The following is an 18,244-nucleotide window of genomic DNA, read 5'->3' on the forward strand; positions in this document are numbered from 1 at the left end:
CCCGTCCGCCACTAATCGTCAGGAGCAAGCTCCTTCAGATTCGTACGACTTGCATGTATTAGGCACGCCGCCAGCGTTCGTCCTGAGCCAGGATCAAACTCTCCAATAAGATGAGACTTCCGTCGCGGGGCGTTCTTCCCCGTGATGGTTAGTCGAATCAATCAGGCGATTACGGACAGTTTATTTTCGCCGTTAGGCGGAAATATTACTGAACGTTGACGCGTGATAAAGAGTAAGCTTTAGCTCATAAAATAAAACGTTGGCTCATGTTCACTATATTAATAGAAGAAACATGATAAATATTGTTTGTTGACGCTTGTTTGTTTAGTTTTCAAAGAACAATCTTTCAACACCGCTCCAGAAGCGACATCTACTAATGTAACACATCAATATTTCAAAGTCAATATTTTTTCGAAAAATGTCTGTGGTTTTTAATGACGAGTATTAAATATACGATAAGTTCGTCGTACAGTCAATACTTTTTTAAAAAGATATTTGCGATCACTAAGTTGTTAGCAAATATCCTTCTGTCAAATCAGTTATATCAGAATAACACCACTTCAAAATATGCGCAACACTTATTTTGTGATTTCTCCTCTTTTTTTACTTAACATAATTAACTGAATTTTATAACGTCTAGGACTTTTTAATTTTATGTTACATAATTAAATGTTATAATTTAGTTTAGTTACATTAAATTCGATGATTAACGACAAGGAGGCGATACCATTGAATGATTTTGGTTTTAACTCGGATGCATTAGTTTTACTTGCTGGCATTCTTTTTATTGTCGGTGTGTTAACCACTAAATTCTCCTCTCACTTAGGTGTACCCTCACTCGTTCTCTTCATTATTGTTGGTATGGTACTAGGAAATTTCATTTATTTTGATAATGTGAAAGTTGCACAACTCATTGGGATTTTGGCACTCGTCGTTATTTTATTTGAAGGCGGCCTCCAAACAAAGTGGTCAACTTTAAGGCCCGTTATTCTTCCTTCACTATCACTGGCAACGATCGGAGTATTAATCACCTCTACTCTTGTTGCTGTCGCAGCTAAATTTATCCTTGATTTCGGTTGGCTTGAAGCAATTCTTTTCGGAGCCATTGTTGGGTCTACAGATGCTGCCGCTGTTTTTGCAGTATTAAAAGGACAAAATATCAAACCAAGGATTGGAGCCACATTGGAAGCTGAATCTGGTTCGAATGATCCAATGGCTGTATTTTTAACAGTTGCCATGATTGAACTGATTACCGTTCCAAGTTCAAGTATCTTTTCCATGATAGGTTTTTTTCTTATTCAAATGGTTTTAGGTATCATATTAGGGTTGATTTTCGGAAAGTTAGCCGGTTGGGCATTGAACTATATCAACCTTGACTCTAGCGGTCTTTACCCCGTATTTGCAACTTCATTTGCTTTGCTCACGTATGGAGTTACTGCCTTTTTAAATGGAAGCGGTCTTCTCGCAGTTTATATTGCAGCAATCATCATCGGAAACACAGATATCGCTTACCGCCATTCTATTTTTCGATTTTCAGAAGGGTTTGCCTGGATGATGCAAATCATGATGTTTGTGATTCTCGGTTTACTCGTTTTCCCAGGACAGCTCTTCACTGTTGACAATTTTATTAACGGTATTTTAATCTCAATGATTTTAATTTTCATTGCTAGACCTGTTGCTGTTTTCCTATCGACGATAAAAATGAATTTTACTTTTAAAGAACTACTTTTCTTATCTTGGGCAGGTCTCAAAGGTGCAGTTCCAATTGTTCTAGCAACTTTTCCGCTTCTTGCTAATATCGAGGGAAGTGCAATGATGTTTAATGTTGTATTTTTCGTCGTTTTAATTAGCTGTTTAGTCCAAGGTTCTACAATTACTCCATTGGCTGAAAAATTAAATTTGATTGGGTCGAAGGCATCAGAACCTACTCATACCCTTGAACTTATATCACTCGGAAAAGCTGATGCAGAAATGCTAGAATACAGAATGGAAGAGGATGCCGAAATTGTCGGAATGAGTTTACTGGATATCCCTTTTCCAACTGGCACATTGGTTAACGCAATCATTCGAGAGGATAAATTAATCCCCCCTACAGGAAACACAATTATTGAAGGTGGAGATTTCTTGTATATTCTTGCTTCTAGAAAACATAAAAAGCAACTTAAACAGGTGTTACAAAAGAAAAAAGAAAAAGCAGAACAAGTTGGATAAAGAAATTTCTATCATTATTTACTCCACCTTTATGAATGCCCTATTAAAAATTAACGAACATGTTATTAATGAATATCTTTAAATGTTATATAATAGAGTTAGATATTGTCTGCATCTATTCAGTAAAGCATTGGCTAATGGAAATTTCCGAGTTCAAATAACATACTTCGTTTCGGCTTAAATTCCAAGTTGGAGACCGAGCAAAAACAAATAATTATTTCGACAAAAAATTCACTAGCATTCTTCTAAAAACTTGTTATAATGATTTAAAATAATCATAGAAAAAGGTGGGCCTTATGAGAACCTCTTCTTCTTGTAGGTATGTAATAAACGCTCTTGGTAAAGGTGGAGAAACATACTATACCCATTGTAATGACAAAGCAGAAGTCAAAAAGTGGATTGCTGATCATGAGCATAAGTTATCAATGAAAGATATTAAAATAATTGACAAAAATAAGCATCCATTATTAAAGTGGTTACCATTAAAAATTTAATCAAATGCAAAAAACGTAATCCTTTGGATTACGTTTTTTATTTTAGATTTCCACTATATAACATTATTTTCCAATAAACATTTGTGTCCAATGATGCCCAGTTTCTGTATATCCAACACCAATATGAGTAAAATCTGGGCTTAAAATATTTTTGCGGTGCCCCGGACTATCCATCCATGCCTTAACAACTTCTTGAGGTGTCCGTTGGCCTTGAGCAATATTTTCACCCGCTGTGTTGTAAGAAACACCCATATCACGCATCATATCAAAAGGTGAGCCATATGTTGGACTAGTATGTGAAAAGTATCCATTTTGCTGCATATCTTCTGATTTCTTTTGTGCAACACCATTTAATTGAGTGTCAGCTTGCAAAGGAGACAATCCGTTTTGTTTTCTTTGCTCATTTGTCAAATCAATGACTTGTTGTGCAATTTGGCTAATTCCAGCATTTGTTTCTTGTTTAGGTGCTGTTTGCTGCTCTTGTTGCGGCTGTTGGGCTTGATTCGGTGTTGATTGTTGCTGATTTTGCGCCTCTTCTCGAGCCTCATTCGGTGTTACTTGCTGCTGATTCTGTGTCCCCTGTTGCGTTTCATTTTGGGCTGGTTGCTGTTCTTTGTTAGGTGCAGCCTGCTCTTGCCCTTGTTGCCATTTACGCCCATCTTTATTTGTTGGTACATATTGATATTTTGCTTCTCTTACCAAGATTGCTCTTGTGTGTGGGTATTCCTTGCTAGATCTATTTGTACTAAAACTAGAGATATTTAAGTCTTCATCAGTAAATCGATTGTTTGTGTTCGTGCGTGTACGAAAATTATCGATTCCATTTCCTCTGCCATAGTTTGCAGTGTTAAAATCACGCCTTGTCCCAAAATCTAAATCACCAGGTTCTTTTTGGTAATCTTCGGTAAGTGGTCCATTGTGATCGATCCCATCCCTTGTTCCAGTGGTATGAGGCCTCATTTGATTTTGATCTTGAAACGTGTTTAGTCCATATTGATCACCATTTTCTCCATAACTCCATGGACGATAATTATTTGTTGCATAGCTTCCAGAAGAGTTAGGGTCCATCGCAGCATTATTATTGTCTGCATTACAGGCAGTCAATCCAATCGTTAAAATCCCCGCGGTCAGCAGAGTTAGTTTTTTTCTCCACATTTTGAATACCTCCTTTTCATTTCTCCTTTATTTTTCATTTTTTTTAATAAAAATATAGGTGGGAAATAATGATAAGAAGAGGCAAATATGTTGCGAATATATAGGCCTTCATGTAGATTTAACAGACAAGATTTCAAAAACCTTTTAGAAAGGTGGTTTTTCATGCTAATCTCCCAACCATATATCAAAGTCCATCGGAAAATTGAAGACAATGTCCAACAAAAGGTTGAAATAACGGAAGAACTTATCCTTTATGAAAATAAAATCATTAGTGCAACAGATCAATTCAATTTGAATGAAGTCCTCGATGTTTCCTTTAAATCGATCTCTTCGACAAATGGATTTTTATATTTGCATACAATTCGAGGTGTCTATCCCTACCAAATTAAAACAAACCCAGAGGAATTTATTCATATGTATGAACAGGTGAAAAATTATTAAACTCCATTTTTAAAATGGGGGTTTTTTATTCGCGATAAATAACTCTTTTTAAAGAACTTCTTACGATTCAAAGAGACAATCTAGCGACCAAACAAAATCTGGAGGGATGAAAATCTCATCAAAGGATTATTCTATTACTGACACTTTAGAAAAGGAGAAGAGTGGAATGACACAATCACAACGAGAACGAGAAAGATTTTGGAGAGAACGTAAACAAGAACAAAATCCACACGGAAAAGTGAAATCCTTCGATCAATTAGCCAAAGAAGGTAAAAAATCACCCGATAATAAATAAGGAATTTTTTGTGTATAAAAAAAGAAGCGCAACGACTAAACATAAAGTTCGTTGCACTTCTTCGTTATTATCCTGTATTTCGTATACCTGCAGCGACCCCATTAATGGTTAACAAAACCTGTGTAATAAGTTCTTCATTCGGTACATCTCTCTCACGAAGCTGCCTAATTAACTCATACAGTTATTAGAATTTTTCGAACGTAATGTACATACCTTCGCTCACAAAAACCGATGAAATATACAGTGTCCTTGGTTTTTTACCCTACAGTTCAATTTTCAGTTTGCTTTTCTAATTCTTGTTCACCTTCTTTCATTTTATCTAACATCGAAATGGTATCAACTAAATGATTATTAAAAATTTGTCGTGCTACACTAAGTAATTCAATAATCATTGGATCTCTAAGGGAGTATATCACCTGGTTTCCCTCTTTCATCCAAGTTACGATATTCTTATTTCTTAATACGGTTAATTGTTGAGAAACTGCAGAACCCTCACTGCCGACTAGCCCTTTAATTTCATTTACATTTTTATCACCTTCTGATAGAAGTTCAAGAATGCGTATTCTCAGAGGGTGAGCTAAAGCTTTAAAAAAATCCGCTTTAAATTGCTGCATTTCAAGATTCAACCTACATTTCCTCACTTTCTCTATTAATTAGAAAATACCGGACCTTTTTTAGCACCTTCTTTTTTCACACCTGAAAGATGACCACATTCCGTAAATGCAAAATGTTTACATCCGAGACATTTATTTTGATTGATTTGTTTTAACGCATAATTAATCGCTTCACCAGTGTGATTAAAGAAATGTTCTTCTTTAATATAATCGTATAAACCTGTTTTTTGTAGCAACTCTTTAGGTTGTTGTTGGATACCTGAAATCAACACGATTCCATGGTGGGAAAAATGTTTTACAATACTCGCAAAATTGGCTTCTCCAGTTGTATCCATAAAGGGGACTTTCCCCATCCTTAAAAGTAAAATTTTCGGTTTATAATTAATTGTACTCATAATCGATTGCTCAAATGTTTGAGCAGCACCGAAAAACAACGGACCCTCGATATTATAAATGCTAATTTGCGGACAGTCGTGACTATTAGTGACTACTTTACTATCCACTTTTTTATGTTTATCAAGAGGGTTTGGCAACACTTTTCTTGTAATCATTATATCACTCATTCGCTTCGTGAAAATGATTACCGCTAAAACAAGACCAACTTCCACTGCCACTGTCAAATTGACAAAGACAGTTAATAAAAAGGTTACCACGAGAATGAAAGAATCTGCTGTTTTTGTTTTTAATAAATGATAAAAAATTCGGCGCTGACTCATATTCCAGGCTACAATCATTAAAATTGGCGCCATACTTGCTAATGGTATTTTTGATGCATATGTTGCAAATAGCAATAAAATCAATAATACAACAATTCCGTGTATGACACCAGATAATGGGGAGAAAGCTCCAGTTTTAATGTTTGTTGCTGTTCTTGCTATGGCTCCTGTTGCAGGAATTCCACCGAATAAAGGCGTAACCATATTAGCAATCCCTTGCCCGACTAATTCCCGATTACTATTATGTTTACTATTTGTCATTCCATCTGCGACTACCGCAGACAATAAAGATTCAATGGCACCGAGGATGGCAATGACAAATGCCGGACGTATTAGCTGCTGTATTTTTTCAAATGTAATTTCCGGAAAAGATAATTTCGGTAAAGTGTTAGAGATCTCTCCATAGGTTGAACCAATTGTTGCTACTTGCCCTGGATATAAAAAAGTTGCTACCAAAGTCGAAAAAATTAATCCAATTAATGGTCCGGGGATTTTCGGTAAAACCTTTGGTGTGAGTAAAATAGTTATCAAACAAATCACTGCAGTTAAAATACTAAAGAAGTTTATTGTTCCAATATTTCCAATGATCTCCTTCATATTATCAATAAACAATTCATGTTGTTTGACACCTTTCAGACCAAGAAAATTAGCAATTTGCCCAGTAAAAATAATCACAGCAATTCCAGCCGTAAAACCGATCGTTACAGGTTTAGGAATAAATTTGATTAGCGAGCCTAATTTAAAAACTCCCATCAAAACTAAAATAATACCCGCTAAAAATCCTGCTATTAATAAGTTTTCAAATCCATAAGTCATAACAATCCCAAATAGAATAGGTATAAATGCCCCAGTAGGTCCTCCAATTTGATATTTTGAGCCACCAAATAAGGAAATTAAAATCCCCGCAATGATCGTTGTATAGATTCCATATTCTGGTTTAACGCCTGATGCAATCGCAAAAGCCATCCCTAATGGAATCGCAATCACTCCAACAATAATCCCTGAAACTAAATCTTTCTGAAGCGCTTGTAGGGAATAACCTTGATACCGCCCTCGAAAAAACCTCTTTTGCCACACAGAAACAGTTCCTCCGTTCACTTATGATATGTATATCTGATTATTTGAATATACTATTATATGAATTTACACTGTTTTCTATCTCTTGTCAAAAGAATTCCATCGAAAACACCGTTATTATCTAATTCATGTTAAAAAAATTTACGACGCGTTTTTTCAGGAAATACAAGAACATACGTGGATGATTTAAATCTGATGGCGGAATTTCTATAAGGGAAACAAGCTTTTTCTTAAGGGTTAAATTTGTTGAATTCAATAAAATCAAAAAAATTAAAAAATAACTATATAACAGTATTGATTTTTACCTTCTGTTATAGTACACTGAGTTTAACAATAAATCGAATGGAGGAATTAACAATGATTCAATTAAACCCAACTATTAAGGAATGCCGTGAGTGTGGAAGCCAGTTTAAGGAAAAGCATGAATCCCTTCACTTTGAATGTGAGCATTGCATGAGCAAACATGAAGAATAGCTTTATAGTTTGATAATAAAAAAAATATCAAAAAAAATGACGTGTATCATTGAACACGTCATTTTTTGATGGATTTTTCTAATTTACAATCACTAATTGTCATTTTGATGCGGCCTTGTTTAATCCTACAGAAGCTTCCTCTGCTAATTTCTTTGCCTCATGAGTAATATTAATTGCATTCGTTAAGGCAGTAATTACCGAAACTCCATTTGCTCCCGCTTCTGTTACAGCTGAAGCATTTTCTACAGTTATTCCTCCTATCCCAACAATTGGCACGGTATATCCCTTAGCTCTTAATTTCTTTAGAAAGGACACTCCTTGCACTGGGTTTGTATCCGTTTTTGTGCTTGTTGGATAAATTGGTCCTACTCCAAAATAATCTGCACCGCGACGTAGAGCTTCTTCCGCTTCCTGAAGGTTATGAACAGATACTCCTAAAATCTTATCTCCAATTTTTTTCCGTACCCTATTCACTACATCATCTTCTTGACCGATATGAACTCCATCAGCATCAACAGCTAGAGCCAGATCAATATCATCATTAACAATGAATGGAATATTATGCTCTTTACATACCCCTCTAAGTGTAAAAGCCAGTTCCAGTTTATCTTTGCCGTCTAATGCATTAATCCCCTTTTCCCGAAATTGATAGATTGTTATCCCACCTGCAATTGCCTCTTTTAATACTTTATCTGGGTCTTTCTTACAGTTGGTACTCCCCATAATAAAATAAACCTTCAAAAATTCTCGCATTTTCTGTGCTTCGATTCGGTTCATATTCTAGCCCCTCACTTTTTCAATCAATCAAACATTCAATGCCTTGCTTTTATAAGCCCAATGGTTTGTCGGTCCATGTCCATTTCCAATATCAAGTTGATTTTCAATCGCAGATTGAATAAAGTTTTTAGCGGTTGAAACGGCTTCCTGAACATTTGCGCCTTTAGCCAGTTCTGCTGTAATCGCAGCAGAAAATGTACAACCTGTTCCATGTGTGTTTTTCGTTTTTATTCTTGGACTACGAAATATAGTCATTTGCTTTCCATCATATAAATAATCACATGATTCTAATGAATTATCATCATGGCCACCTTTAATAATGACGAATTTGACGCCCATTTGATATAGTCTTTTCGCAGCATCCTGTTTATCTTCGTTGCTTTTAATTTCCATCCCTGTAAGTACCTCTGCTTCGGGAATATTTGGTGTGATAACCATCGCTAAAGGCAATAATTCGGATTTCAATGCAGCAACGGCTTGTTGTTGCAACAATGATGCCCCACCTTTTGCAATCATTACCGGATCAACGACAAGTTTTTCCCACTTGTATTTACGAATCGTCTCAGCAACAACTTTGATAATTTCTGCATTAAATAACATTCCAGTTTTTAATGCATCAACACCGATATCATCCCCAATGGATGTCATTTGTTTTTGAACCATTTCAGTAGTTAGTGGGAAAACATCTTGTACACCAAGTGTGTTTTGTGCCGTTACTGCTGTTAACGCTGTCATCCCAAAAGCACCCAGTTCTTGGAATGTTTTTAAATCTGCTTGTATCCCTGCTCCACCACCACTATCTGACCCTGCGATTGTTAACGCTTTGTTAATTTGCATTTGTTGCACCTCCATTAATAATAACAGCTTCATTCTCTATCACACCGGCTGACACAAGTGCCAGTTGGTTTAAAAATTCCATTTGAAATTTGCCCGGACCAGCACCATTCGCTAAAAATGCCGCTTTTTCAGCTGCTACCCCGTAAAACGCTAATGCTGTCGTTGTTGCTAAAATAATATCTTGCTCAACTGCAGTAAATGCACCGATAACAGAACTTAATAGACAACCTGTTCCAGTCACTTTTGTCAAGAGCGGATGGCCATTTTTGACAATATTCGTGATTGTTCCATTAGAAACAACATCTTCTTTCCCTGTTATGACTACAACATTCCCTAATTCTCTAGCGGTATTCTGAGCTAACTCGATAACGTTACCTTGTTCAACACCGCCATCCACCCCTTTAATTGCCCAATTTTGTCCAGCAACATTGGCGATTTCCGCGGCATTTCCCCGGATGACTCCTATGCGTACCTCTTCTAAAATTTTCTTTGCAGATTGAGTACGAAAACTAGTGGCTCCAGCTCCAACTGGATCAAGAATTACAGGGATGCCACGTTCATTTGCTGCCTTTCCAGCGATTAGCATAGAATCAACCTTTTGCGGATCTAAAGTCCCAATATTTAAAACGAGCGCATCAGCCATTTTCGCCATTTCAGCCACTTCCTCAACTGCATATGCCATCACTGGTGAAGCTCCGAGCGCTAATAACCCGTTAGCAGTAAAATTTGTTACTACCACATTTGTGATATTATGAATCAGAGGGTTCTCTTGTCTTACTTTATCTAAAGTTGCTCCTAACTTCATGTGTAACCTCCTTATAACTAAGCCGTAAAACACAAAAAACCAGGCCCCTACCGGACCTGGTTTAAATAGCAAAAATAAGGTAAACTCATTTTTGACTACTTTCCTACGCTGGTATTACCCAGGTCAGGTCCAAAGGGTTAGAATTCATCTTTCTTCTCAGCCCATAGAAAGGGCACCCCTAGTAGTGTTCTAATCAACCTTATTTTATCATAATTATATGAAGAAGTTACGAACAATTTTAACTTTAGAAAAAAATATGAATTATTATAATCAAAAAACGCTATTAAACTAACTCTCTCTTTTTTATTAAAACATTGAGATTATTAATAAAAACATTTTGACAATGCTATTAATATAGGTTAATTATTAGTATAGGTGGTAAATTATTTCTACTATTTAAAGAGGTGTAGTGATTGAACAAAGAGTTTATTAAATTTTTAAGGAAAAGTTATAATTTGAATCAAAGAGACTTTGCTAAAATCGTGAACTGTAGTTTCGCATTAATTGCACTTGTAGAAGTTGGCAAAAGAAGAGTAACTGAAAACCTAGAAGAGAAAATTAAAGATGCATTTGACCTTGATGAGAATCAAATCCAATCCATTACCGCAATTATTAAAAACTTTGGAGAGGGAGCTCCACCATTTATATAATCCTTACAATAAAAAAGAGCTGCTTATGCAACTCCCTCTCACTTTCTACCAATTATAAAATTAAAGAATAACTTCCTTCTTTTCCAGATAGCGTTCCATTTTTCTTTTGATTCGTTGCAGTGCGTTGTCAATTGATTTCACATGTGTATTAACGTTTTTTGAAATCTCAACATATGAGTGACCTGCAATATGCAATTCTAATACTCGACGTTCCAAATCACTTAACCGTTCAGACATTTTTTTCTCCAAATCATTGGCTTTTTCCTGATCAATAATTAATTGCATCGGGTCATTTTCCTTTGGTCCAGTAATAACATCAAGCAACGTATGATTGGACTCCTCTTCATAAATCGGCTTGTTAAGAGAAATGTAGGAGTTTAGAGGGGTATGCTTTTGCCGTGTAGCTGATTTGACTGCAGTAATGATTTGTCTAGTGATACATAGTTCTGCAAACGCTTTAAATGACGAAAGCTTGTCCACATTAAAGTCACGAATTGCTTTGTACAATCCGATCATTCCTTCCTGGATGATGTCTTCTTTTTCACCGCCAATTAAAAAGTATCTACTAGCCTTTGCTCGAACAAAACTCCTATAACGCTTCATCAATATTTCCGATGCATCCCCATCGCCGTCTTGGAACAGCTGGACCAAAATTTCATCATTCATTTCAGTATAATTTTGCATCAGCTTTTCTCTGGTGACCACACTCACATTGTTAACCTCCGACAAATATATTTTTCTTGATGTTCCCAACTATTCCAGTAAAGGATTGAACACCTTACATATATTTAATAGTATCGCAGACGGTCAATAAAAGAAATTTAAAAATATCGACTTTTTTTTACATGATTCGTAAATTTGTCACGATTTGATAGCAAAATCATTCGATTATGCGCATTAACTGAATAATTTAAATCACATTTGTCGAAACTTTTTGAATGATTCAAAGAATAAATTCATTTTTCTTTCCAAATAATTTTAATCCCTCTTCCATTACGTTCTTCGCTTACCATTAAAAAAAACGATTCATTTTCCGAATGATTTTACTTTTAGTGGAAAATACTACCTAGGTATTAGTTAAATTTCCCTTGATATAATACTGGATATGAAGGAGAGATTTTCATCATGAAAGGATTAAAATATTTACTAATCTGCGCGTTGATTCTAGTAGTTAGTGTTGGAGGATGGATTTATTCCCCTCAATATCAAATCAATAAGCTCAAGAGGGAAAGTATGGCAGTTGGCAAAGACTTTAGTAAAGAAACATACTTAGATTATTACCGGCAATCCAAAAAGGAAGACATTTACCATCTAGCACTTGGTGATTCCATCATACATGGGTTTGGTGTAGGTGAGAAAGAGAACTTTGTCTACAACTTCTCTAACCAATTAGGGGAGGAGATAAATAAAACCGTTCATTATAACAATAAGGGGAAAAATGGTATGACAAGTACGGACTTACATAAGCTCATTCACGATGGAGTTTACGATCAAGAAATTGCTAATTCGGATATTATTACAATCAATATCGGAGGCAATGATGTTCTTAAAACTGCACGAAAAAAAGATTATTATGAGGCAGTAAAGTCATTTAATACACTGCAGTCGACTTTTACGAAAAATTTGACAAGTACTATTAATAAAATCAAAAAAATCAATCCTAATGTTACGATTGTTCTCTTAGAGTTATACAATCCATTGCCTGCAGAACATCAATTGGCTCGTGTTGCCGAAAGCTTATTATCGAAATGGAATATAAAGATCTATGAAATAGCTAAAGAAACGCCTTCATCACTTGTTGTGCAAACAACAAAAGTCATAAATAGCAAAAATCAACAAAACCTTTCACAAGATGGCGTCCATCCAAATCCAGCAGGGTATGCTGCGATAACAAAACAATTATTAAAACAATTTTCCAAGGAATTTCGTAGACAAGCAGTCTAAGGACATAAGGTTGTGCTTTTGGATTCACGCGATTTCCTGTTTTACTCGCAGCATATTATCTCTTACTATGATTCAGCGGCAAGCGAACGATTGTCCGCTCCACTTTTAATATTCATCTTAAAATTATAGCAGGGGTATTGCTGCCTGTTAATCCGCGATAAACACAAAAAGCTCAGATTTTCTCTGAGCATTTTTTCTTCTTCTTAGCACCCTTCAAGAACAATAACTTAAACTTACCTCTTAACAAACTAATTTTAGTATTGCGCCTATTTTTCCTTATTTACTCTTATTAATTCAATAAACACTCTTATAACTATAAATTTAATATTCATTGAAATGAAGGTATGATACCATTTCCACCACTTGTGTCATTTAATCAAGTTTAAGTACCTACCTGTCAAACAATGATCCAATCTTTAATTGGTTTCTTTCTAAAAGCAAATGGAAATAAAAACAGACCGACCAAGGCAAAAATTCTTAGAGTAACTTTCCCCAATATACCCACACCCTTATGTAAACTCAAAGATACAGGTATTTTCTCCTAATCGATCATTAATATACATGTTTAAGTACTGCTCCTTAGTTTAAGTCCATTTATTCACATTTTAGAGAAATACAAAAGCCTCCCAGTGGAAGATCCATTTTCGGTCATATTTAGTGAGTTGACCGCACATAGACCGTTTCACTCGAAGGCTTAAAACGATGATATATTGCGAGTTATATACCATTTATTAGACGTCCCAGAAGGGATTCGAACCCCCGACCTACAGTTTAGGAAACGGATGGGGTTAAAAAGTTGCCCGGGGATTAGGTAGGGTAAAATCCGATTATATCAACGGTTTACAGGATAGAGTTTATTGATTTCGGAACTTTTTTGAACAATAATGGTGAAATTCTACCCCAACTCTGCCCCAATTGGGGTTCTTTTTTTTATATTGATTTTCCGACTTGTTCCAATAATTTTAAAAGTAAAGGGGTTAGTTGCACCAAACAATAGCCCAGGCTTGAGTTAAGGATTAGTTGAAAGCCCTTGTCTTTCTGCCCTATTAAAATGAGCAACGCCCCTCCTGTTATCATTACCCCTGCGATCGGTAAAGCTAAATCAATCATCAGTTCAATTAACGGATCGAATGCATGCAGAATGCTTTCTTTTGTAGCTTGTGGCACCGTTCCGACTTCTACAGCTTCTCGTGCAAATGTTTTTGAACCTTTTAATGCATCCCAAACAAATGGAATGGTAACAGATGCCTTTAGTAATTCCTTTAAATTACCTTTTTTGTACTTTGTACTATTACCACCCTTATATCCATCCGTTACAAACTCATTAAAGCTAATCACTTCTGTTCTCATTTTAAAGCCCCCTCAAAAAGAGTAAAATACCAAGTATTCCAGTGCCAATCACAAAGGGTTTGGTTGGCCTAAATAAGTACAGCATGACAAACCACGACAACGGCAGCCATAAATCCATGTTGATAAATGTCCATTGCAGCATATCTACCAACATTTTGTTTATTTGCTCTACCTCCCAACCAACAATCACATCTGCGAATCTATTGTAACCATCAAGTAAGTTCTGACCTAATTTAGACATAGATAGTCCTCCCTATTTAATATCATCCCAAAGAAAGACTTTTCCCTTTAGCCCTTCACATAAGGTTTCGATTCTCTTTTTCCGGTAAGGCGTTGCTGTTACCCATATCAAAGCAAAGTTAGGATTAATGGCAGCAAGTTGTTTGTAGCGTCTTATTTTCGCGGTATTGTTACTCATCGATTGTTTATAATCAACTTCGATAAAATGGTGGAGTTTGTTAGAGGTGAATGTTGCGTCGGCAATTATAGAAAGGTTGTTTATGGAGATTTTCACTTCGTTTTTCCATGTAGATGGCCTGCCAAGATGAATAAACAGGTCATTTCGCATCAAGAAATGATTGACCATCGCTGTTTTTTTCCGTACTTTTTCAGCATGAACACGATCACGACCTGCAGCATTAAGATAGTACACTTTCTTTCTGCCCTCATTAAAATAGGTTAGGTATTCCGACATGTCGCTAAGAACCCTTTGAGCATTTCGAGTTTGACCTAGATCGTGCATTCTTTGCAGCTGGTCTCTGGTTAGGTAGTCACATCTCTTCAAACTCAAAAGAATTTGATCTATCCTGTTTTCCTTCTCGATGTTCATCGGAATCCTCCTTTCTAGGATTAAAGGTGATGTGTGGACCAATGCATTTTTTAATCTGTTTATTAGAAATGAAAGGCGTTTGAACAACCTGACTTTTCACATTTTTATAAATCCCTCTACCTGGTATTAAAGGCAATTCCTCAGCTCCCGTTTGACCTAGTGCAGTATTGGATGCTGTGGCATCATCTAAAACAAAACAGAATCGACTTGGTATGTTTCTTTTTGTCTGTTGTGGAATCGCCTGTGCAGAAGGGTACTGAGTGCTATAAATGAGATAATAACCGCCGCCTCTTCCCCTTCGGGCGATGTCAGTTACAATTTCCATACAATCTTTATCATCGGCAATGTCAGCTGCTTCATCGATAATAATAAAATGACGTTCTTTTCTCCCGGATTCCTTTATGTCCTCATAACCTTGGTCCACAATGTCTTGATAAGTTTGATTCATTTCTTTTTGAATAGCGTCAAGGATTTCCTTTGCTTCCTTCGGTTCACGTGTGAAATGGGTTGTTTGCTTTAAGTTTTTGAACCGTTGGAAAGCAGATCCTCCCTTCAAGTCAATTAAATGCAATTTTACGTCATTAGGCATTTGCAACACCAGAGAGGTAACGATGAGTTTTAATATGACACTTTTTCCATACCCCGAGGCACCAGCTATGATTAAATGCTTATGTTCATCAAAATCATGTCTTACAACCCCATGGCGAGTGACACCGATTGACACGGACCAAGAGCCTTGCTTTAAATAACTTTCATTCCAGTCGTAACGATCCTTCATCTTTTCGTTATAAACCCGTATTTTTAGCATTCCATCAAACTCAAATTCTATTTCCTTCCGACTTATCTTTTTAGTGGTAAGGATGTTGATAATTTGTTTTAATGCCGTCTTATCCCATTTGATCTTTAATAAGTCTCTAGGTTCAAATTCCAAATATTTATGCCGGATGTTTAAGCCGTCCTCCAATACATGTTTGTTTTCTTCTAACTTTGTTCGGTCAAATCCTAAAGGCACTTGGTAAACGTACTCAATTCCCCCTTCGATTTTTCTTTTTCTCTTGAGATGAATAGTTTCACCTTTGACGTTCCAGGAAGAATTAGAGAAGATTTTTTTAATTTTATCCGCATCATTTGTTGGTGATCCACTTTTTTGAAGATAAGCGTATCCAGCTAAGCCTCCCATGAAAACAGTTGAAACGATCTCAAATAACAAAACGCAGCACCACCTTGAAAATTTAATATTACGTAGTAATAGTTGCAGGGAAAACGAATGCAAGAAAAGATGCTGTAACTGTTGATATGATTGAACTCGTGAGTTTCACTTACATATTCATGATGTGAATTTTAAAACGAATGTAATGAACGAATAAAAAAGCGAAGTATTTAGTGAATGGTAAATGATATTTAAAGAGGTTTTGTCCTATACCCAAAAATTTTAAGAGGACAAGACAATTTTTTAGCGAATAGATTAAACAGGTGATTTTATGGAGACAAAATTAGAAAAAATTATAAAAGAGCGAGGATTAAAAAAGGGATTTATTGCAGAAAAAGCAGGCTTATCAAGAAGCGCATTTAGTTTAGTTTGCTCTGGAAAATCTGTACCGACATTGCTCGCAGCGATTAGGATTGCCAGAGTGCTAAACACGACTGTAGAGGAATTATGGGGAAATTTAATCGAACACGATTAATGAGAGGTGAACAATGTGAGAGATGTGGTCTTAATAAGCAAACAAGATTATTAGAAACAGGTGAGTGTAGTTGCTGGGAATGCCAAGAGGACTACGAAAAAATTATGATCCAAGTAAGTGTAGGGTTTTCTAAAAAAACAGAAAAAGAAATGGTGCAATTTTTCTTAAAAACTTAAGTCCCACGAATTATTGCTGAGAGAAGAAAAGAAATTGAACGTAACAATAGTAATTAGGTATACTTCCCCAGCTGGCGAAGTAATGCAGCGTGGGTCCTTCTCTCTTCGTGGGAAGAAACCGGAAGAGGTTGCTTATGAATGGTGGAAGAAAATTAAACTGGAAGTGTATACAAAAGAATTAGTTAGTGTAGAAGTCAATGGTGAGGATATAACGGATAAGGTTAAGGCCCTACTCAATTGAGTAAGGGCTTGGATTTTTCTTTATTAGGATTAATAAATAGGCTTGAAAAAACATATTATAAATGAGATTATAAAATCAAATCAAATTAACGAAGGGATTGGAGGAAAATGATAAAGTACTTTCAGATCTTTTACGGATATTCATTTGTAATTTCCTTGATCTATATAATTACTAAGTTATTTTCCTTATTAGTTCCTATTAGCTCACTTTTTTATATTTTAATATTAGTTACTTTAATTCTTATTAGGGTTTATCCTCATGAAGATCGCCCGCACTATCCATTTGCTTTTGATCTTCAATTATTTTACCAGCATCGAAACTAGAAATTTGAAGTTGTAGCCTGATCCGCTCTATTTCATTTTCTAGTTTTTTTGTTTTCAAGTTATCCACATCTCTTTCTATTTCTAATTGATTTTTTTGATTTTCCAGTTGTTTCGATTTTCTCTCCTCTTCCATTAACTCTATTTCTTTTTCGGTCTTTTTTATAGCCAACTGTCCTTTTTTATATTCTTGAAAATAAGGAATAATCCCTTTAGTTTTAATTCCAAATACTTTTATCTCTCCACCAAATAGCCCGCTTAATAAAATCGTTGTTGTTATTACTAAACCTGCATTGTTTGATAATAATTCAATTACCCCAGGACTCTGTACATTTGATTTAATAATGATTTCGTCATCGGTTGAATCAGACTGGGTTTTAATTATGGAATATAAATCAAACCATTCATTAGAATTTAGACCTTCTTTTTTTGATAGCTTAATAGTCCCGTGACATATGTTATCCTGAATATAAATCGGTGCCAAAAGTTGATTTATCTTATCCTTTTCCTCGCTTAAATCGAATATTGTTTGATGGGCTGACAAAATCCAGTAAAGCTTTTCTGAAATTTCTTCTCTTTTTACTTCCTTTAACCATTGGACTTTTCTTCTTTTTAAGTAAGGATTAATAGAATAATGAACCTCAAGTTTTAAGCTTAATTCATTTTCGGATATCTCATAAACATCACTGATAACAACACCTATTAAAAAATTTGATGACCTTTTAGCGGGAACCAGTACCAAATCCCCTTCTTTCATTCCATCGACAAATTTATGAGTTCTGCCAGCAGCTTGGGCAATTTGCTGCGGTGTCCACATCTTGTGCTTTTCCTTATAAAGACTTTTATAATGTTCAATGGTTTTACCAGCTATTGAGTCCTCATCTAAGTTATTTATCATATCTAATGTGATTTCGTTATCTGAAACCGCTATAAAATTATTTAAAAGGAAATCGTCATAATATTTCCCACCATCAGCTCTAACGAGCCAATATCCTGTATCATGTGGTATTTTTAGAAAAGTTTTACTAAAGCGATCCATTGAACATCCTCCTGGAACAGTGTTGGCTAATTATAAATATAACCTTATTATACGTCAGATTGGTTTGTAAACACTAAAAATTCAAATATCTAAAAAAGAGCCCCACCAAAACAC

Annotated in this window: 22 protein-coding genes, 1 rRNA gene and 1 riboswitch; of the genes, 9 read left to right on the forward strand and 14 right to left on the reverse strand. The window is 35.6% G+C overall.

Annotated elements, in window-relative coordinates; all coding sequences use genetic code 11:
* Positions 1-109, reverse strand: a 16S ribosomal RNA gene (locus GNT69_RS10350); the annotation flags it as partial.
* Positions 110-729: 620 nt separating this feature from the next.
* Here GNT69_RS10350 and GNT69_RS10355 point away from each other — a divergent pair.
* Positions 730-2,211 (forward strand): potassium/proton antiporter, encoded by a 1,482-nt coding sequence (locus tag GNT69_RS10355; protein ID WP_239094160.1) that lies wholly within the window; start codon positions 730-732, stop codon positions 2,209-2,211.
* 296 nt (positions 2,212-2,507) lie between these two features.
* The gene (locus GNT69_RS10360) at positions 2,508-2,705 is read left to right on the forward strand and encodes a hypothetical protein (RefSeq protein WP_203554919.1); all 198 of its coding nucleotides are present in this window, start codon (positions 2,508-2,510) and stop codon (positions 2,703-2,705) included.
* Positions 2,706-2,768: 63 nt separating this feature from the next.
* Here GNT69_RS10360 and GNT69_RS10365 read toward each other — a convergent pair whose 3' ends face one another.
* On the reverse strand, positions 2,769-3,860 hold the full coding sequence (locus GNT69_RS10365; RefSeq protein ID WP_239094161.1) for a CAP domain-containing protein: 1,092 nt from the start codon (positions 3,858-3,860) through the stop codon (positions 2,769-2,771).
* 162 nt (positions 3,861-4,022) lie between these two features.
* On the opposite strand from GNT69_RS10365, the gene GNT69_RS10370 reads away from it, so the two are divergent.
* Both GNT69_RS10370 and GNT69_RS10375 read left to right on the forward strand, forming a co-directional pair.
* Positions 4,023-4,301, forward strand: coding sequence for a hypothetical protein (locus tag GNT69_RS10370; protein ID WP_203554920.1), 279 nt, complete (start codon positions 4,023-4,025; stop codon positions 4,299-4,301).
* Positions 4,302-4,467: 166 nt separating this feature from the next.
* Positions 4,468-4,596, forward strand: coding sequence for a DUF6254 family protein (locus tag GNT69_RS10375; protein WP_239094195.1), 129 nt, complete (start codon positions 4,468-4,470; stop codon positions 4,594-4,596).
* Between the two features lie 67 nt (positions 4,597-4,663).
* On the opposite strand, the gene GNT69_RS26175 is transcribed toward GNT69_RS10375, so the two are convergent.
* The 3 genes from GNT69_RS26175 to GNT69_RS10390 form a co-directional block, all read right to left on the reverse strand.
* Entirely contained in the window at positions 4,664-4,777 is a 114-nt protein-coding gene (locus GNT69_RS26175; protein WP_203555432.1) for a phosphoenolpyruvate carboxylase, read from the reverse strand.
* Between the two features lie 88 nt (positions 4,778-4,865).
* Positions 4,866-5,222, reverse strand: a complete 357-nt coding sequence (locus GNT69_RS10385; RefSeq protein WP_203554921.1) for an ArsR/SmtB family transcription factor — start codon at positions 5,220-5,222, stop codon at positions 4,866-4,868.
* Between the two features lie 23 nt (positions 5,223-5,245).
* Positions 5,246-7,003 carry a solute carrier family 23 protein gene (locus GNT69_RS10390; RefSeq protein ID WP_203554922.1) on the reverse strand — a complete coding sequence of 586 codons (1,758 nt, stop codon included), beginning with the start codon at positions 7,001-7,003 and terminating at the stop codon, positions 5,246-5,248.
* A 357-nt stretch (positions 7,004-7,360) separates the two neighbouring features.
* Between GNT69_RS10390 and yhfH the strand changes: the two genes are divergently transcribed.
* Positions 7,361-7,477, forward strand: coding sequence for a protein YhfH (yhfH, locus tag GNT69_RS10395; protein ID WP_203554923.1), 117 nt, complete (start codon positions 7,361-7,363; stop codon positions 7,475-7,477).
* Positions 7,478-7,576: 99 nt separating this feature from the next.
* On the opposite strand, the gene thiE is transcribed toward yhfH, so the two are convergent.
* The 3 genes from thiE to thiM are packed head-to-tail and all read right to left on the reverse strand — an operon-like array spanning position 7,577 to position 9,896.
* Positions 7,577-8,254 carry a thiamine phosphate synthase gene (thiE, locus tag GNT69_RS10400; protein WP_203554924.1) on the reverse strand — a complete coding sequence of 226 codons (678 nt, stop codon included), beginning with the start codon at positions 8,252-8,254 and terminating at the stop codon, positions 7,577-7,579.
* Between the two features lie 27 nt (positions 8,255-8,281).
* Positions 8,282-9,091, reverse strand: coding sequence for a bifunctional hydroxymethylpyrimidine kinase/phosphomethylpyrimidine kinase (gene thiD, locus GNT69_RS10405; protein ID WP_203554925.1), 810 nt, complete (start codon positions 9,089-9,091; stop codon positions 8,282-8,284).
* Positions 9,081-9,896: a hydroxyethylthiazole kinase gene (gene thiM, locus GNT69_RS10410; protein ID WP_203554926.1), complete on the reverse strand. Its 816-nt coding sequence runs from the start codon at positions 9,894-9,896 to the stop codon at positions 9,081-9,083. The genes thiD and thiM overlap by 11 nt, the downstream gene beginning before the upstream one ends.
* 83 nt (positions 9,897-9,979) lie before the next feature.
* Positions 9,980-10,086: riboswitch (TPP riboswitch) on the reverse strand.
* Positions 10,087-10,309: 223 nt separating this feature from the next.
* Between thiM and GNT69_RS10415 the strand changes: the two genes are divergently transcribed.
* Entirely contained in the window at positions 10,310-10,546 is a 237-nt protein-coding gene (locus GNT69_RS10415) for a helix-turn-helix domain-containing protein (RefSeq protein ID WP_203554927.1), read from the forward strand.
* Positions 10,547-10,606: 60 nt separating this feature from the next.
* Here GNT69_RS10415 and sigH read toward each other — a convergent pair whose 3' ends face one another.
* Complete coding sequence (gene sigH, locus GNT69_RS10420) at positions 10,607-11,257, reverse strand: RNA polymerase sporulation sigma factor SigH (protein WP_343206478.1); 651 nt, start codon at positions 11,255-11,257, stop codon at positions 10,607-10,609.
* Between the two features lie 414 nt (positions 11,258-11,671).
* On the opposite strand from sigH, the gene GNT69_RS10425 reads away from it, so the two are divergent.
* The gene (locus GNT69_RS10425; protein WP_203554928.1) at positions 11,672-12,490 is read left to right on the forward strand and encodes a GDSL-type esterase/lipase family protein; all 819 of its coding nucleotides are present in this window, start codon (positions 11,672-11,674) and stop codon (positions 12,488-12,490) included.
* A 930-nt stretch (positions 12,491-13,420) separates the two neighbouring features.
* Here the strand turns inward: GNT69_RS10425 and GNT69_RS10430 are convergent.
* The 4 genes from GNT69_RS10430 to GNT69_RS10445 are packed head-to-tail and all read right to left on the reverse strand — an operon-like array spanning position 13,421 to position 15,879.
* Positions 13,421-13,840: a hypothetical protein gene (locus tag GNT69_RS10430; RefSeq protein ID WP_203554929.1), complete on the reverse strand. Its 420-nt coding sequence runs from the start codon at positions 13,838-13,840 to the stop codon at positions 13,421-13,423.
* 1 nt (position 13,841) lies between these two features.
* A complete protein-coding gene (locus GNT69_RS10435) occupies positions 13,842-14,081 on the reverse strand; it encodes a hypothetical protein (RefSeq protein ID WP_203554930.1) in 240 nt (79 codons plus the stop codon).
* A 12-nt stretch (positions 14,082-14,093) separates the two neighbouring features.
* A complete protein-coding gene (locus GNT69_RS10440) occupies positions 14,094-14,669 on the reverse strand; it encodes a replication-relaxation family protein (protein WP_203554931.1) in 576 nt (191 codons plus the stop codon).
* The gene (locus GNT69_RS10445) at positions 14,611-15,879 is read right to left on the reverse strand and encodes an FtsK/SpoIIIE domain-containing protein (protein ID WP_203554932.1); all 1,269 of its coding nucleotides are present in this window, start codon (positions 15,877-15,879) and stop codon (positions 14,611-14,613) included. The genes GNT69_RS10440 and GNT69_RS10445 overlap by 59 nt, the downstream gene beginning before the upstream one ends.
* 271 nt (positions 15,880-16,150) lie before the next feature.
* Between GNT69_RS10445 and GNT69_RS10450 the strand changes: the two genes are divergently transcribed.
* Together GNT69_RS10450 and GNT69_RS10455 are read left to right on the forward strand one after the other, a co-directional pair.
* Positions 16,151-16,354 (forward strand): helix-turn-helix transcriptional regulator, encoded by a 204-nt coding sequence (locus tag GNT69_RS10450; protein ID WP_203554933.1) that lies wholly within the window; start codon positions 16,151-16,153, stop codon positions 16,352-16,354.
* Between the two features lie 210 nt (positions 16,355-16,564).
* Positions 16,565-16,771 (forward strand): hypothetical protein, encoded by a 207-nt coding sequence (locus tag GNT69_RS10455; protein ID WP_203554934.1) that lies wholly within the window; start codon positions 16,565-16,567, stop codon positions 16,769-16,771.
* 243 nt (positions 16,772-17,014) lie between these two features.
* On the opposite strand, the gene GNT69_RS10460 is transcribed toward GNT69_RS10455, so the two are convergent.
* Complete coding sequence (locus tag GNT69_RS10460; RefSeq protein WP_203554935.1) at positions 17,015-18,130, reverse strand: hypothetical protein; 1,116 nt, start codon at positions 18,128-18,130, stop codon at positions 17,015-17,017.
* Positions 18,131-18,244: the final 114 nt, after the last annotated feature.

It is taken from the genome of Bacillus sp. B15-48 (genome assembly GCF_016879755.1).
Classification (GTDB): Bacteria; Bacillota; Bacilli; order Bacillales; family Cytobacillaceae; genus Mesobacillus_B.

What these genes read in the sequence shown, in the direction of transcription:
- GNT69_RS10375 (WP_239094195.1), top strand. Translation starts at nt 4,468, where the DNA reads ATGACACAATCACAACGAGAACGAGAAAGATTTTGGAGAGAACGTAAA.
- GNT69_RS10440 (WP_203554931.1), bottom strand. Translation starts at nt 14,669, where the DNA reads ATGAACATCGAGAAGGAAAACAGGATAGATCAAATTCTTTTGAGTTTG.
- GNT69_RS10370 (WP_203554920.1), top strand. Translation starts at nt 4,023, where the DNA reads ATGCTAATCTCCCAACCATATATCAAAGTCCATCGGAAAATTGAAGAC.
- GNT69_RS10430 (WP_203554929.1), bottom strand. Translation starts at nt 13,840, where the DNA reads ATGAGAACAGAAGTGATTAGCTTTAATGAGTTTGTAACGGATGGATAT.
- thiE (WP_203554924.1), bottom strand. Translation starts at nt 8,254, where the DNA reads ATGAACCGAATCGAAGCACAGAAAATGCGAGAATTTTTGAAGGTTTAT.
- GNT69_RS10365 (WP_239094161.1), bottom strand. Translation starts at nt 3,860, where the DNA reads ATGTGGAGAAAAAAACTAACTCTGCTGACCGCGGGGATTTTAACGATT.
- GNT69_RS10450 (WP_203554933.1), top strand. Translation starts at nt 16,151, where the DNA reads ATGGAGACAAAATTAGAAAAAATTATAAAAGAGCGAGGATTAAAAAAG.
- GNT69_RS10425 (WP_203554928.1), top strand. Translation starts at nt 11,672, where the DNA reads ATGAAAGGATTAAAATATTTACTAATCTGCGCGTTGATTCTAGTAGTT.
- GNT69_RS10435 (WP_203554930.1), bottom strand. Translation starts at nt 14,081, where the DNA reads ATGTCTAAATTAGGTCAGAACTTACTTGATGGTTACAATAGATTCGCA.
- yhfH (WP_203554923.1), top strand. Translation starts at nt 7,361, where the DNA reads ATGATTCAATTAAACCCAACTATTAAGGAATGCCGTGAGTGTGGAAGC.
- thiM (WP_203554926.1), bottom strand. Translation starts at nt 9,896, where the DNA reads ATGAAGTTAGGAGCAACTTTAGATAAAGTAAGACAAGAGAACCCTCTG.
- GNT69_RS10460 (WP_203554935.1), bottom strand. Translation starts at nt 18,130, where the DNA reads ATGGATCGCTTTAGTAAAACTTTTCTAAAAATACCACATGATACAGGA.
- thiD (WP_203554925.1), bottom strand. Translation starts at nt 9,091, where the DNA reads ATGCAAATTAACAAAGCGTTAACAATCGCAGGGTCAGATAGTGGTGGT.
- GNT69_RS10360 (WP_203554919.1), top strand. Translation starts at nt 2,508, where the DNA reads ATGAGAACCTCTTCTTCTTGTAGGTATGTAATAAACGCTCTTGGTAAA.